Below are 14215 nucleotides of genomic sequence, written 5' to 3'. Positions count from 1 at the left end.
AATTTTTAATAAATGGTATAATGGATAGGCGAACCGACAGGATGAGGGAAAAGCAGTGCTTTTTCTACAGCATTCGAAGTGGACAAGCATCGCTTGTGAAATGACGGTGAGCGGGGAAGTGAACAGTTATGATTGAAATGAAAGATGTATGGAAGACCTATTCCAATAACGTAAAGGCGATTAATGGAATTAATATAAAAATTAAAAAAGGCGAGTTTGTTTATGTCGTTGGACCAAGCGGTGCCGGGAAATCGACGTTTATCCGCCTGATGTATCGCGAAGAGAAAGCGACGAAGGGCGAAATCATTATCGACGAAACCAGCTTGTCGACGATTAAAGAAAAGGATATTCCGTTACTTCGCCGGAAAATCGGTGTGGTGTTTCAGGATTTTAAACTGCTGCCGAGCTTGACTGTGTATGAAAATGTGGCGTTTGCGCTTGAAGTGATTGAGGAAGCGCCGGATATGATTAAGCGCAAAGTGATGGATGTGCTTGATATCGTGCAATTGAAAAACAAGGCGCGGTTTTTGCCAAGTGAATTATCAGGTGGAGAGCAGCAGCGGGTAGCAATTGCCAGAGCAATTGTCAATCAGCCCGATGTTCTGATCGCGGACGAGCCGACGGGAAATCTTGATCCGGACACAGCTTGGAGAATTATGGACATCTTAGATGATATTAACCATCGCGGCACGACGATTATTATGGCAACTCACAATAAAGACATCGTCAATACGATCAAGAAACGAGTTATCGCGATCGAAGGCGGGCGCGTGGTTAGGGATGAAGTAAGGGGGACCTACGGCTATGAAGCTTAGAACTCTCGGACGTCATGTTCGGGAAGGCAGTAAGAACTTGGGACGAAATGGTTGGATGACGTTCGCATCCATTAGCGCAGTGGCAGTTATGCTATTTGTCGTCGGGGCTTTTTTGCTTCTGATTATGAACGTCAATCATTTTGCTTCTGTGATTGAGGACGACGTCGAAATCCGGGTTTACATTGAGTTGACGGCAACAGCGGAACAGCAGGATGAGCTTAGAGCTCAAATTGAAACAACACCGGATGTGGCCGAGGTGACGTTTTTAGGAAAAGATGAAGGGCTTAATCAGTTGATTGATAGCTTAGATGAACGTGGACAGGTTTTTGAATCAATCCGCTCGGAAAATCCGTTGAATGATGTGTTCATTGTCGAGGCCAGCAGCCCACAGCTGACAGATCAGGTTGCTAGATTGCTTGAACAGATGCCTTATGTGGAACGGGTTGACTTTGGACAGGATGTTGTAGAGCGCTTATTTGCCTTTACGAATTTATTCCGTACAGTTGGTCTTGTGCTTGTGTTGGCGATGATGTTTACGGCGATGTTTTTGATTGCCAATACGATTAAATTGACAATTGTGGCTAGAAAACGAGAAATTCAGATTATGAAACTTGTCGGGGCAACCAATGGGTTCATCCGCTGGCCATTTTTTATAGAAGGATTGCTTTTGGGAGTCGTCGGATCTTTGATTCCGATTTTGTTGATTGGCTTCGGCTATTCGTACTTGATATCGAACTTTGGAGAGCGTTTTGAAATTATGTTTTTCTCCCTGTTACCTCTATTTCCATACATATGGCAAATTGCAGCGTTGCTTATCGGAATTGGGGCGTTTATCGGTGTTTGGGGAAGTATCGTATCTGTTCGGAAGTTTTTGAAAGTATAGAGGTTCGATGAAGTAAGAAGAAAAGTTTTACAGGAAATGAGGAGGAACGGCTGAATGAAGCAAAGGTTGGGTTTAGTTGGACTTGCATTGTTGCTAATGATTGGTTCTTTAGGCGCGGGCTTATTTGATCACGAGGCGTTAGCGAACTCGGAAATTGAAGGCAAGATTTCCGATGTTCAGCGTGAGCGTCAGGAGAAACAGGAAGAGGCAAAAAAGACAGAAGCGGAAATTCAAAAGCTTGAGACTGAAATGCAGCAGCTGAATGAGGAAATCCGAAAGATTGATCATGAAGTGGCGACCACGAGTCAAAACATTCGTGACAAACGAAGCGAGATCGAAGAAGTGCGCGCCCAAATCGAGGCACTTCGCGCAGAGATTGCTGAGCTGGAGGAGCGAATTGCGGAAAGAGACGTTCTTCTTAAAGATAGAGCACGGGCGATGTATCAGAGCGGTGGCTCGATTAATTATCTGGAAGTTATTCTTGGAGCGAAGAGCTTTGGTGATTTTCTCGACCGGGTGAATGCCCTGTCTGTCATCGCGCAGCAGGACCGTAACATTATTGAAGCTCATATTGAAGATCAAAACCGGCTTGAAGCAGCAAAGCAGGAAGTGGAGCAGGAGCTGCAAACATTAGAGGGGCATTTAGCCGAGCTTGAACGGTTAATGGCTGAGCTAGATGCGCAGCGCGAGCAAAAGGACGAGCTGATGAGCCGTCTGCAGCAGCGCGAGGATGAACTGCATGACGATCTTGGTGAATTGGAGAATGAGGATGAAATTCTCCGCGCCCAGGAGGCTGCATTGAAAAAGGAACTGGCCGAGTATGAAGAGCGCCAGCGTCAGGCAGCAGCCGCTGCGGCGGCCGCTTCAAGAAGCGGCGGCGGGGGCGGTAGTGGCAGCGGTCAAATGCACAGTACGCCGGCGGTGACAAACTCCGGTTTTATGCGCCCGGCAACCGGAAGAATCACGTCAACGTTTGGACCACGCAGTTCTTTCGGCGGACGGATGCACTACGGTATTGACATTGGTAAGAACGGTCGTACCGGAGATGTGCCGATTGTTGCCGTCCAGGATGGAACAGTTGTAAGTGCAAGCTATATGAATGGCTACGGAAACACGGTTATCATTGCCCATTATGTCGAGGGACAGCTGATTACGACATTGTATGCGCATCTGGAGCGCATGAATGTCTCAAGTGGTCAAAGTGTCTCGAAAGGGCAAACGATCGGAATTATGGGGAATACGGGTCGCTCGTTCGGCGCTCATTTACACTTCGAAGTTCATGAAGGCGGGTGGAATGGAGCGAAGTCCAACGCGGTCAATCCGTTAAACTATATTCCGAATTAAGGATTAATACGTTACAATAAAACTTTGGGAGCATGTAAAATCAAAAACGAAAAATGAAGTGAGCACATCATTGTCAATGTAGTTGATAATGATGTGCTTTTTTATTGTAATGGGAAGAGTGACTGTTACCCGCTTAGTAAAACCAATACCAAAACTGTAACTGAGCACTGGAGAAATTGACGATTCAAATGGATTATAGAAGCTATGAATATAGATTTAGTAACAGAAAATACTTTCAACTTATAAGGAATTTTCGAAAAATTGGAACTTGTTAATAGAAGGAAAAAAGTTTTTGAAACTAAAAGGGCTTTATGTTATAAATATTTAGCCTGATATCTAATGAACTGAAACGTACAGGTGAAGAGCTTATGCAGAAATTCAGTAAGCATCAGATAAAAAATAGATTAAGTATGAATGAGTTTAGTAGGGAAAAGGCGGAGAAGAGTTCAGAAGTGTATCAAACTTTTTAATATGGTTTCTTTTCAAAATAATGTTTACTGGAGGGGATTATGATTAGTAATTTTAAAATTGGAACAAAAATTAACCTACTCGTTATAGCGATTTTACTTGTTTTTTCGTTACTACTCGGCTTTGTCACTCAACACCTTGTTTCAACTGGAGTTAAAGAAATGGCAGTTGAAAAGGCTCGAAGTGATTTAGCGCTCTCCTTCATAGCCATTAATGAGGAATATCCGGGAGAGTGGAGGATAAACGATGGACTGTTGTATAAGGGCGATGTGAAGATTAATGATAATGCTAAAATAGTTGACGATATCGCTACTATGACAGGTGGGTTAGTGACAATTTTTCAAAATGATACACGAGTAAGCACGACTGTAATGGAGAATGGAAATCGTGCTGTTCAAACGCAGGCTTCGGATTCCGTTATACAAACTGTATTAAGAGAGGGTCAACATTATTACGGTGAGGCAGAAGTAGCTGGAATGAGGGTACAAACCGCTTATCAACCAATTAAAGATGGAAGTGGTCAAATAATTGGCATGTGGTTTGTCGGTGCTACAGAGGAGTTTATTGATAAGACAATTGGTGATATTATAAACGGATTCCTCATTGTGCTTGTTATTGGAATTGGAGTGGGCTCTATCATCGTATTCCTGTTTTCGAAGCAACTAAAGAGACGACTTAAAAATGTGGGACAAGCATTAGAGAGGGCCGGAGAAGGTGACTTTACAGCTGTTGTAACGGACTCTTCAAAGGATGAAATAGGGCAACTGGCACAAAGCTATAAAACGATGCGAGATAATTTGCATCAGTTGATTAACAAGGTTGTAACCACTTCTGATCAAGTGGCAGCCTCTTCGGAACAGTTATCAGCAGGAGCTTTGGAAACAAGTAAGGCAACTGAACAAATCACGGAGGCTATCCAATCTATCGCTTCGGGTACTGAAAACCAATTAATGAAAATAACCAATGCAAATCATACGTCGATTAGCATGTCTAACAGTATGGAGAAAATATCGGAATCGGTTCAGTCGGTTAATACATCTGCAAGTGTGACAAAAGAAAAGGCTGAGAATGGAAAACAGGTGATTAAGGATACTATCTCCCAAATGAGCTTGATTACAAATAAAGCAGATGAAATTTCAATATCAGTTAAAGGACTAAGTAATAAATCGAGTGAAATTGAAAAAATTAGTTCTCTCATTACTGCTGTTGCTGACCAGACCAATTTATTGGCACTTAATGCAGCTATTGAGGCAGCAAGAGCCGGAGAACATGGAAAAGGATTTGCCGTGGTTGCTGAAGAGGTGCGGAAATTAGCAGAGAAGTCCAGTGAGTCGGCTAAACAAATTAGTCATCTGATAAATGAGATTCAGCAAGAAATCAACCAATCCGTTATTTCCATGGATGAAACAATTCATGCAGTAAACGATGGAAAAGCCTATGTGGACCTTGCAGGTAATGAATTTGAAGTCATTTCATCCGCAATTGTAGATGTTTCTGCAGAAATCAACGAGGTATCATCTGCTTTACAAGGAATGACGGCAGAAATGAATACGATGGCTTCATTTGTAAAAGATGCCTCGCAAATTGCTGAAGAATCTTCTGGGTATGCTCAGGATGTTGCAGCATCGACAGAGGAACAAAATGCAACGATGGAAGAGATTGCCTCTGCCTCTGCTTCGCTTTCCGGTTTGGCTGAATCTTTACAACAGTCGGTTCAAAAATTTAAGCTATAACCACGATCAAGAGTATTGAAAAATAGGTGTTATTGACATGAAAGGCAGTATCAGAAGGTTCCTAGAACCTTTGGTACTGTCTTTCATTATTTATTTTTAAAAATAGGGACTTAAGATATAGGATTAAACACATAGATATTTGACGGAATTACCAATGAAAGGCTTCCTCTCGACATAGACTCGGTTTATAACTGAAACAAAAAAGTCAACGGTCTGTCCTACTGCGTCAGAGCATTCACTGAAGTGATGACGAGCACAAGCTGGAGGATAAACAGAGCGAATGGTTCAAAAGAGGGAAGATTCAGAATGGAATTGATCTTTAAGTCTGTTTCAAAGTATGTATTGCTGTTTCTTATGTTTGTGCTTGTGTTTGGTGCGTATCCTGGACCGGTGAACGCTTCGCCGTTTGCTGGCGGCCGACATCGATCTGGCTGATTCGGCGTATGCGGCCGGCTGGACGCCGTTGCCGGAATTCAGGGGTGAGCTTCATGGCCAAGGGCATGTCATCTCCGGACTGACTATTTCCGGCTCTGCGAACTGCACGTTTGGCGGTCTGAACTCCTGCATCGGGTTGTTTGCGGAAACGTTATCCGGCGCTGTCATCGCCGATCTGACGATCACAGGCAGCACCTTCACCAACACAAGCCCCACCGGAGCGACCGGGGCGTCAGCGACATTGGAGAGTTCCCAACCTTTACTGATGTACCTATCAGTCATTGGGCGTACGCAGACATTGAAGCGCCTTCGAGGAATGAATAAACGTTATAAACTCGCACTGTCTGTTTTCAGACAGTGCGAGTTTATAGCGTTTTTAATGAAATGAGTTTAAAAAGTTTATTGTAGAACGAAGAAACAGGAAAAGGGGAGGCCACTGAAAAACTTCCTTTTTCGTAACTCGAAGAAGAGTAATGGCTACGCTCATCACTAAAAAGCTGTTGAAAAAGTGAAAATCGTACTTTTTCAGCAGCTTCGAAAAGGGGAGTGTTCAAAGGAAAAAACCTTTGGACGCTTTCTTTTTGAATCAATTGGGGGCGACTGTGTCATTTGTGTCCGGCTCTCGTCCTACGACCGACTTCGGGATTATTTGTTTAGAAATGATTGGCAGTTCTTTGAACTTATCCTCTATCTTTGATAAAATGATGATGTTGAAAAACATAACTGGTACAAGCTGGACATAAGGTAATGATAAAGAGGAATAAGGAGTAACGTTGGTGTGGAAAAACAGCATTACACGTTTAGTGGTGTGGTGCTTTTTGTTTTCAAGAGCCTGAAGAGAAACGGTTTTTGAGACGGAATGGGAGTTGGTGAAGATGAATAGAAAACAGTCGTTGATCGTATGTATTGCATTGTTGGCTCTGGGAGCGTACCTTTTTTTCTTTCTGTCTGATCAGGGTGGAATGTCAAATGCCGTCTCGCCTGTCGGAGGCAGTGAGGAAGCGGTGGGAAATGTCGAGTTAACAGACAAAGAGCTGCTGGAGAAGTTTGAAAAGGCGCTGACGATTATTCAGGAGCAGTATGTCGAAGAAGTAAGTGATCAGCAATTAATTGAGGGCGCGATTGAAGGAATGCTGCGAACACTGGAAGATCCATATTCTGTTTATATGGATCAGGAGACAGCCAATCAATTTGTTGAATCATTAGGCTCTCATTTTGAAGGGATCGGCGCGGAAGTAAGTATGACAGACGGGAAGGTGACGATTGTTGCCCCATTCCGTGAATCTCCGGCTGAACGGGCCGGTTTGCAGCCTAATGATAAGATCATTGAAATTGACGGCGAGTCAATTGAAGGTCTTTCTTTGTATGAGGCTGTCTTGAAAATTCGTGGCGAGCAGGGGACGACGGTTCGTCTGACGATTGAACGGGCCGGTTCAAGTGAACTGATCGAGGTCCCGGTAGAGCGTGATGAAATCCCGATTGAAACAGTGCGCTCGGAGGTGATCGAGCGTAATGGAAAGAAAGTCGGTCTGCTTGAGATTACCTCTTTTTCAGAGGATACGGCTGTGCGCTTTAAGGAAAGCCTGAGCAGCCTTGAGGCGGAAGGTATTGATGGCCTGTTGATTGATGTACGTGGTAACCCGGGCGGCTATTTGGACGCGGTCGAGGAAATTGGTGATCTGGTCATACCGAATGAACAGCCGATTGTCCAAATTGAAAACCGCGCCGGTGAGAAAGTCCGCTATGTGTCTTCACTTAAAGAACCGAAGCCATATCCGATTGTCGGGATTACGGACGGTGCTTCCGCTTCCGCTTCAGAAATTCTTGCAGCGGCCTTAATTGAAGGTGGCGGTTATGACGTTGTCGGCGAAACAACATTTGGGAAAGGGACAGTCCAACAGACGATCCGTTTAGGAGATGGAAGTGAGCTGAAGCTTTCTTTATTCAAATGGCTGACAACCGCTGGAAATGATATTAACGGTGAAGGGGTTAAGCCAACTGTTGAAGTACGCCAGCCGGATTATTTTTATACGACGCCTTTGACGTTTGAAGAAACGCTCGTAGAGGAAATGATGAATGAGCAAATCAGGAGCGCCCAGATCATGTTAAAAGGGCTCGGCTTTGAAACTGGGCGAACGGACGGCTATTTTGATGGGCAGACAAAGCAGGCGGTCCTCGCTTTTCAACAGACGCATAAGCTAGAAGCGACGGGTGATTTAACGAAAGAAACAGCCGATTTGCTGCAGCAGCAGATTTTAGAAAATGTACGGGAGCGTGAAAATGATCGCCAGCTCCAAACAGCAATTGAATTAGTGCTGGAGCAGGCTGGCACTTCACGATAATCGTGCAAATGACTTATCGGCTATTAAAGGAAGACAGACAGTCTTTGTCGAAATAAGAAGGAGATATAATAAAAGCCTTCGAAGAATTGACAATGGCTGGTTCACTACTCGCCTAGAGAGGAGAACCTTACTCCTCTCTAGGCTTTTAAAAGATGGAGCAACTTTTTTGGTGTAAAAAACGATACAGCTGGTTTCTTATTTACGATTCAGAAGGCTGAAGGAGAACCGACTATGATGGACATAATGAGCAGCTTGGGTTGGCTCATCCTTTCGTTTCTAGCTAACCCACTTTTATATCTTGGTTTTATCATCATTGCTTTCATATCTGCTGGCAGGGTGAAGCGGGAACGCGAATCTTTTCATACGCGCGTCTATTCGAAACGTGCGGATTGGACAATCCCATTACTTCCAGCTTTGCTTATGGGAGGCGCGCTTTCCCTCATTACCGGCTTAGTCGGCGTTGTCGTGACGATCGAATGGCTGCTTTTGGTGGCGGCTCTATACGTACTCACCGCATTGACTTGCCAACTGCGCTGGATCAGCCCGGCTTTCGTGCTCGGCCTGTGCCTTCTTTTCTACGGGATGGAACCGTGGCTCGGCGAAAGTTCGATGCTTGCCGGCGTTTATGAACGAATTACGCTCATTCCTCTTTTCGCTCTAGCCGGCTTAGCGTCCTTATTTGTTATAGCAGAAGGGATTCTGATTCGGACGAATGGAGCGCGCTTTTCTTCGCCGAAGCTACGAAGAAGCAAGCGGGGGAAATGGGTCGGTTTCCATGAGGCAAAGCGGCTTTGGGTCGTACCGGTTCTCTTTTTTATCCCTGATGGACTTCTCCCTTCCTTTTCTTATTGGCCTGTGCTGCAAATCGGCGATGGAGGCTGGCAACCTGTTCTTCTTCCACTTTTATTCGGCTTTCAACAGCGGATAAAGGCGACATTGCCGCATATTCCAATTAGGCAGCACGGCAACCGGCTATTCTTTTTCGGTCTCATTTTAGGCGGTCTTGCAGCGGCGAGCTACTACAGCCCGTATGTGGCGGTTGTGCTTGGTGCTGCGGTCATCGCCGGGCGTGAGCTGATCTGGCTTCTGGCAAAGGAAAAGGACGAAAAACAGCCTGATTTCTTCTCGGCGAAAGAAAAAGGCTGTGTCGTTCTTGGTATTCTTCCAGGAAGCCCAGCTGAGAAAATGAATCTTGAAATCGGCGAGATTATCGTAAGAGTAAATGGAAAACCGGTTTCAAACGACGGGAGCTTTTATGAAGCTCTCCAGCAAAATTCAGCTTTTTGTAAGCTGGAGGTCCTTAATCATGACGGGGAGCTCCGCTTTGCCCAAGGCGCGATCTATGATGGCGGACACCACCAGCTCGGTGTCCTGCTCGTAAAAGACGACATCCAGCTTCAGGATTCTATTATTTAAGGCGCGTTCTTCGAGTTATGAAAACGGACGATTTTCAGTGGCCTCACCGAAGCAGCCCTTCTTTTTCTGTGGAAATCAAACAGAAAGGAAGAGCTGCTTTTTTTCTTTTTTTGACAAAGTCCTCCCCTCAACGAGTCGAAATTTGGATAAATTTAGAGACTTAAGCACTATTGTGGCAAAGAATTATGTTGAAAAACCTCGGAACCTTTTGTTTTTCTTTGAAAATGATGGTATGTTAATAGAAAAAGTGAAACTTTTCTGATAGGAGAGAAGTCACTGGTAAAACTGATGGGGAGATACCTGAACGCGGAGGTGACATTTGACTTCGGTGAGGGGGAGTAGGGTCAATAAATCGCAAGGAAAAAGGAATGGGTGAAGTGACGAATGGATAAGATGTCTATTATAGGCGTAATAGTTGGTGTAGCAGCTGTGATAATTAGTATGGTCTTTAAAGGGACCAGCCTGATGGTCCTGGTTAACCCAGCTGCTATAACAATTATTTTAGTTGGGACAGTGGCGGCGATTTTAATCGGTTTTCCGTCTGAGGATGTAAAGCGAATTCCAAAGCTATTTAAAGTGATTTTTCAAAGACAACAAATTCCAAACACCTCTGAACTGATTTCGTTATTTGTTAATCTTAGCGCCATGGCGCGAAAAGAGGGTTTGCTCGCCCTGGAAAATGAAATTGAGCAAATAGAGGAGCCGTTTTTAAAGCAAGGGATGAAGATGGTCGTCGATGGTCTCGATCCGGATTTTATTCGCGATACGATGGAAGTTGAGCTTGAAGTGATGGAAGAGCGTCATGCCTCGGGCGCGGCGATTTTTACTCAGGCAGGGACGTATGCGCCGACCCTCGGGGTTCTCGGGGCCGTGATGGGCTTGATTGCCGCCCTTGGTGATTTAAATGATATTGATGCTCTTGGCTACGCGATTTCAGCGGCATTTGTCGCCACGCTGTTTGGTATTTTTACGGGTTATGTGCTTTGGCATCCATTCGCGAATAAATTGAAGCGCAAATCGAAGCTGGAGCTGACGCAGAAGAGTTTGATGATCGAAGGAGTTCTCTCAATTCAGGCTGGTATTTCTCCACGGGCGCTGGAAGACAAATTGCTCGTATACTTGTCATTGGTTGAAAAAGCAAAGCGGGGAGAAGCAGTCAACCAGGGGGAGAGTGTAAATGGCTAAAAGGCGAAAGAAGCATCATGAAGAGCATATTGATGAGACATGGCTGATTCCATATGCGGATATGCTGACCTTGCTGCTCGCTCTTTTCATCGTCTTATTCGCTGTCAGTTCTGTGGATGCGGAGCGGTATGAGCAGATGATGATTACATTCAATGAAACCTTTCAAGGGGGGAGAGGCTTGCTTGAGCAGCCTGTTCCGACACCTGTCAACTCCGGGATGGAAGAAGTAAGACAAGGGACTTCTCAAGAAGATGGTCGTGCTGTATCAAACGAACGGCGCGAACTGGAAGAGCTGAAGCAGCAAATTGATTCATACATAGAGGAAAACAGCCTCAGCTCCGAGCTGCAAACGAGCTTATCTGCTGACGGCCTGCTGTTGACAATCCTTGATCAGGCACTATTTCATTCTGGTAGCGCGGAGGTTCGTCAGGATGCACTGGACGTCGTTCAGCAAATTTCCGGTTTGCTTATATCAGATCCGCCACGCCGGATTGTCGTTGCCGGACACACGGATAATGTGCCGATTCATAATGCGGAGTATCGCTCCAATTGGGATTTGAGTGCCGATCGGGCATTGAATTTCACGAAAATTCTGCTTGAAAATGAAGATCTTGATCCTAGTCTATTAAGCGCGACAGGCTATAGTGAATACCAGCCGGTTGCCTCGAATGACACGCCTGAGGGCAGAGAGAGGAATCGCAGGGTGGAAGTGTTGATTTTACCGAATGAAAGTCTTGATAATAGGTAAAACAAAGCGGATTATGATACGATTAAGAGCGAATCGTTTGAAACGAACGAAGTAAGAGGCAAAGGGGTAGGACAAACGAATGATTGATGCAGTACTGGCACTTCTCGCCCCGTTTCTCTTAATGGTCGTGGTGACCCGTATTACGTTTAGTTTGATAGGAGCCTGTATCGTGACTTTCATGGTACTCTTTGTCGTTCTTGATAGCCATACTCAGCCGTGGCCGATCATGATGTTGACACTGCTGTCATTTGCAGGAGGCTTTGCCTTGGCGAAAAAAAGGTTGAAACGAATACAGGGAATGTAAAAGCTTCCTCCGGCTCCGGGGTTGAGATGAAAAACAGCAGACGCTCTGTTCTGCACAAAGCCTAACACAAAAGGGTGATGTTTGCCTTCTGTGTTAGGCTTTTTTAATGAGGCAGGAAAGCAAAAAGGGTGCGTGATGGATCGAGGAAGGCATTGGCATCGCCCGTTCGCCGAGAGACCAATTTTTCAATCCAAACCGTCCCCATTTACATTCGTTGATCTTCTGCCTTTCTCTCTGATGTTGCAGGTGTCAAATGATGAAGTAGCGCGCAGAACGCAAACAACGAGAAGCGGAAATCAACCGGTTCCCGCCTCTATTCATCTTATATAAAAGAAGTTGTGCCGTTCTCTTATTTGAAAATCCTGACAAAAAAACAAGCACATTCGTTCGCTTTGTTTGTGTTTTTTCAAATTGGCTATGGTATAATTATGTTTGTTCTCGTAGAAGAACAGATTTTCTTTCAGGATGAAAATGAAAGTAAAAGGACGATATGGTTTAAAGAATAGACAACAGTGCTATGCTGAAAAGATAGAGATGCGGAGGAGGTTATATCGTTGGAGCGTTCATTTGAACTTGTGTCCCCTTATGAGCCGCAGGGTGATCAGCCCCGGGCGATTAAGGAAATCGTCGAAGGGCTGCAGAGAGGGGAGAGGCATCAGACCTTACTCGGTGCCACGGGTACAGGGAAGACGTTTACGATGTCGAATGTCATTCAGGCAGTAAATAAACCAACTCTTGTGATGGCTCATAATAAGACTCTGGCTGGTCAGCTATACAGTGAGTTTAAAGAGTTCTTTCCGAATAATGCCGTTGAATACTTTGTCAGTTATTATGATTACTATCAGCCGGAGGCCTATGTACCAAGCTCTGATACCTTTATAGAAAAGGACGCCAGCATCAATGATGAAATTGATAAGCTGCGTCACTCGGCGACAAGCGCTTTATTTGAGCGGAGAGATGTGATTATTATCGCCAGTGTGTCCTGCATTTACGGGTTGGGGTCACCGGAGGAATACCGCGACCTTGTCGTTTCTCTTCGTGTCGGAATGGAGATGGACCGCAATGAACTGTTGCGCAATCTCGTTGATATTCAATACGACCGTAATGACATCAACTTCGTTCGCGGGACGTTTCGTGTTCGTGGCGATGTTGTGGAGATCTTTCCGGCTTCGCGCGATGAACAGTGTATACGGGTCGAGTTTTTTGGTGATGAGATTGACCGGATGACCGAAGTGGATGCTTTGACCGGAGAGATAAAGGGGGAGCGTAATCATGTCGCGATTTTCCCGGCTTCCCACTTCGTTACGCGGGAAGCAAAGCTGAAAAAAGCAATCGCCAATATCGAAGTCGAGCTCGAGGAAAGACTGAAGGAGCTTAAGGAAGCAGGGAAGCTACTGGAAGCGCAGCGGCTTGAACAGCGCACGCGCTATGATCTTGAGATGATGAGTGAAATGGGCTTCTGCTCCGGAATTGAGAATTACTCGCGTCATCTTACATTGCGTGAAGCCGGCGCGACGCCGTACACCTTGCTTGATTTCTTTCCCGACGATTTTCTCTTGATCGCCGACGAGTCCCATGTCACGCTGCCGCAGGTGCGCGGGATGTTTAATGGGGACAGGGCAAGAAAACAGGTTTTAGTTGACCATGGGTTTCGACTGCCTTCTGCCCTGGATAATCGTCCGCTACGATTTGAAGAGTTTGAAGCGAAAGTCAATCAGGCTGTTTACGTCTCGGCGACCCCCGGTCCTTACGAGCTGGAGCATACGCCGAAAATGGTTGAGCAAATTATCCGACCGACCGGCTTGCTAGACCCGACGATTGATGTCAGACCGATTGAAGGGCAGATTGATGATTTAATTGAAGAGATCCGGCTGCGCACGGAGCGCAATGAACGGGTTCTTGTGACAACATTAACAAAGAAAATGTCCGAAGACTTAACCGATTATCTGAAAGAAATCGGCATCCGTGTCCGCTATCTTCACTCGGAGGTGAAGACACTTGAACGGATTGAAATCATTCGTCAGCTCCGGCTCGGCTCGTTTGATGTGTTGATCGGGATTAACCTTTTGCGAGAAGGACTGGATATTCCCGAGGTGTCGCTCGTCGCCATTCTTGACGCAGACAAGGAAGGCTTTCTTCGGGCCGAGCGTTCCCTTATCCAAACGATTGGCCGGGCAGCGCGTAATGAAAACGGCCACGTCATCATGTACGCCGACAAAATAACGAATTCGATGCGGATCGCCATTGATGAGACAGCGCGACGCCGGACGATTCAGGAGGAGCATAATCGCAAGCACGGCATTACGCCGAAAACGATTCAAAAGAGCATCCCGGATGTGATTCAGGCGACAATGGTCGCGGAGGATACGGAGGCAGAAAGCTATGGCGTACCAGCCACAGCCTCCTTAAGCAAGAAAGACAGAAAAGCCATGATCGAACGAATGGAACAGGAAATGAAAGAAGCAGCGCGTACTCTTAACTTTGAACGCGCCGCCGAGCTTCGTGACCTTGTTCTTGAATTGAAAGCGGAAGGGTGAGGACC

Annotated in this window: 11 protein-coding genes; 10 read left to right on the top strand and 1 reads right to left on the bottom strand. The window is 45.6% G+C overall.

What is annotated here, in order from left to right; all coding sequences use genetic code 11:
- Window positions 1-128 precede the first annotated feature (128 nt).
- From ftsE to M3212_RS07650, 4 genes are all read left to right on the top strand, one after another.
- Complete coding sequence (gene ftsE / locus M3212_RS07665) at window positions 129-815, top strand: cell division ATP-binding protein FtsE (protein ID WP_251193362.1); 687 nt, start codon at window positions 129-131, stop codon at window positions 813-815.
- The gene (gene ftsX / locus M3212_RS07660) at window positions 805-1698 is read left to right on the top strand and encodes a permease-like cell division protein FtsX (protein ID WP_251193361.1); all 894 of its coding nucleotides are present in this window, start codon (window positions 805-807) and stop codon (window positions 1696-1698) included. The genes ftsE and ftsX overlap by 11 nt, the downstream gene beginning before the upstream one ends.
- A gap of 54 nt (window positions 1699-1752) precedes the next feature.
- On the top strand, window positions 1753-3042 hold the full coding sequence (locus M3212_RS07655) for a murein hydrolase activator EnvC family protein (protein WP_251193360.1): 1290 nt from the start codon (window positions 1753-1755) through the stop codon (window positions 3040-3042).
- Window positions 3043-3551: 509 nt separating this feature from the next.
- Entirely contained in the window at window positions 3552-5243 is a 1692-nt protein-coding gene (locus tag M3212_RS07650; RefSeq protein ID WP_251193359.1) for a methyl-accepting chemotaxis protein, read from the top strand.
- 486 nt (window positions 5244-5729) lie between these two features.
- On the opposite strand, the gene M3212_RS07645 is transcribed toward M3212_RS07650, so the two are convergent.
- Window positions 5730-5960, bottom strand: a complete 231-nt coding sequence (locus tag M3212_RS07645) for a hypothetical protein (RefSeq protein ID WP_251193358.1) — start codon at window positions 5958-5960, stop codon at window positions 5730-5732.
- A gap of 593 nt (window positions 5961-6553) precedes the next feature.
- On the opposite strand from M3212_RS07645, the gene M3212_RS07640 reads away from it, so the two are divergent.
- The 6 genes from M3212_RS07640 (at window position 6554) to uvrB (ending at window position 14210) form a co-directional block, all read left to right on the top strand.
- A complete protein-coding gene (locus tag M3212_RS07640) occupies window positions 6554-8020 on the top strand; it encodes a S41 family peptidase (protein ID WP_251193357.1) in 1467 nt (488 codons plus the stop codon).
- 231 nt (window positions 8021-8251) lie between these two features.
- Entirely contained in the window at window positions 8252-9436 is a 1185-nt protein-coding gene (locus M3212_RS07635) for a PDZ domain-containing protein (protein WP_251193356.1), read from the top strand.
- Between the two features lie 384 nt (window positions 9437-9820).
- A complete protein-coding gene (gene motA, locus M3212_RS07630) occupies window positions 9821-10621 on the top strand; it encodes a flagellar motor stator protein MotA (protein WP_251193355.1) in 801 nt (266 codons plus the stop codon).
- Window positions 10614-11369 (top strand): flagellar motor protein MotB, encoded by a 756-nt coding sequence (motB, locus tag M3212_RS07625; protein ID WP_251193354.1) that lies wholly within the window; start codon window positions 10614-10616, stop codon window positions 11367-11369. Before motA ends, motB begins: the two co-directional genes overlap by 8 nt.
- A gap of 79 nt (window positions 11370-11448) precedes the next feature.
- The gene (locus M3212_RS07620; protein WP_251193353.1) at window positions 11449-11673 is read left to right on the top strand and encodes a DUF2198 family protein; all 225 of its coding nucleotides are present in this window, start codon (window positions 11449-11451) and stop codon (window positions 11671-11673) included.
- Between the two features lie 554 nt (window positions 11674-12227).
- Window positions 12228-14210 (top strand): excinuclease ABC subunit UvrB, encoded by a 1983-nt coding sequence (gene uvrB / locus M3212_RS07615; protein WP_251193352.1) that lies wholly within the window; start codon window positions 12228-12230, stop codon window positions 14208-14210.
- Window positions 14211-14215 lie beyond the last annotated feature (5 nt).

The organism is Halalkalibacter oceani, from assembly GCF_023715705.1.
Lineage (GTDB): Bacteria > Bacillota > Bacilli > Bacillales > Bacillaceae_D > Halalkalibacter > Halalkalibacter oceani_A.
The sequence above is the reverse complement of the archived record's forward strand: the minus strand, read 5'-3'. Positions and strand labels throughout refer to the sequence as shown.